Source organism: Candidatus Symbiopectobacterium sp. NZEC135, from assembly GCF_025962695.1.
The window spans coordinates 1-1,608 of record NZ_JAGFPF010000388.1 but is presented as its reverse complement, the minus strand read 5'-3'; the positions used below and the strand labels follow the sequence as shown (position 1 = coordinate 1,608).

The following is a 1,608-nucleotide window of genomic DNA, read 5'->3' as shown; positions in this document are numbered from 1 at the left end:
CGCACAGAAAGGCATCGAGATGCGCCTGCTGGTGAAAAGCGGCTCGCTACAAGAAAACGAACAGCAGCGTGGGTTGGCGCACTTCACTGAACACATGGCGTTCAAAGGCACCACCCATTTCCCCGGCACCAGCGGGTTTAAACAGCTTGAGCAACAAGGCATCAAGCTGGGCAATCACGTCAACGCCGTGACCAGCTTCAATTCCACCACCTACAAGCTCTCGCTGCCACAGGCTACCCCTGAGCAGACCGCAACCGGCCTGCAACTCCTGTCCGACTGGGCACAGGGCATCACATTCGAGCAGGACGCGTTTGAAAAAGAGCGCGGAGTGATCGTCGAAGAGTGGCGAGTACGTCAGGGCGTAGGTTTTCGCATTAATCAGGCACTGGAACAGTTGCGTTATCACGGTAGCCGCTATGCTGAACGCGACCCTATCGGCCTGCTGGATATCGTTCGTCAGGCACCGGTAGACGAGGCAAAAGCGTATTATCACACCTGGTATCAGCCTGAACGTATGGTGCTGGTGATTGTCGGTGAACTGGATCAATCCGCGATAAAAAGCGCGATTTCGCGTTATTTTTCCGCTAAACCCGTTCAACCCGCCACGCCGGATAATCCAGAATGGCAGCGCTTTGCGCCACAATCCGCCCTGTTGGTCTCCCCTATTTTTGATCGTGAATATGGCGATCGGGTGATCCAGTTTTCCTTGCAGCGCGATGCCGTCGCACCGCTGAATACCGCCGCAGGGCAGCGTGACGACCTGTTGGATAATCTCTGGATACCTATCCTTAACCAACGCCTTGGCGTATTGGTAGACAACGGCGAACTCCCTTCCGCCTCAGTCAACGAGCAAGGGGCATTGCTCGATGAAAAACGGCGCCAGCAACTGATGATTGTGCGTCCTTCAGGGCAAGATTATCAGGGCGCGTTGCGCTTACTCTGGACGGAAGTGCAGCGCATGGCGACATCCCCCGTCAGCGATGACGAACTAAACGGTGTGCGTCAACGCCTGCTCGCCAAGCTCAGCCAGCAGGCCGCCACCCAGCAGCGTTATCAGAATGACTATTTGGCCGATCAGATAACCACGGCGTTAGCCTTCCAGATGCCATTGTTTGACAAAAAGCAGCAGCTTTTTATGACCCATGCGCTGATCAAAGACGTTAAGCCCGCCGATCTGCAACGCCATATCGCGGCGTTTCTCGATAGCGCATCGCCCCGTTTGGCCCTTATCGGCCCGGATAGTGACAGCGCTACATTCCAGCCCCAGGCGTTCACCACGCTCTGGCAGCAAATTCGCCGCTCTCAGCCAGGTCCGTTTGCACTGCAAGCCCGTGCGGTTACGTTAAATCTGCTCGCCCCCACCGCAGGAACTGTCAGTGAGCGTCAGCCACTGCCGCTGGACAACACCGAACAGTGGACACTGAGCAACCGCATTACGGTTATCGTGAAAAGTGATAAGGCGCTGCAAGACGACGTGCAAGTGTCGTTGCGCATTCCCGGCGGTCGTTCTCTGGAAACCCAGGCAACCCCCCGATTGGTGGAATGGGCGGTGGAACTGCCGGAAAGTAGCGGGTACGGGGGCTACAGCAGTCGAGGACTGGCGCCGTT

At 56.7% G+C, this 1,608-nt stretch carries 1 protein-coding gene; it reads left to right on the top strand.

All coding sequences use genetic code 11. The annotated features are described in order from the left end of the window. Positions 1-1,608: M16 family metallopeptidase (locus J5224_RS27140; protein WP_264628253.1), on the top strand; the 1,608-nt coding region annotated here is incomplete at both ends.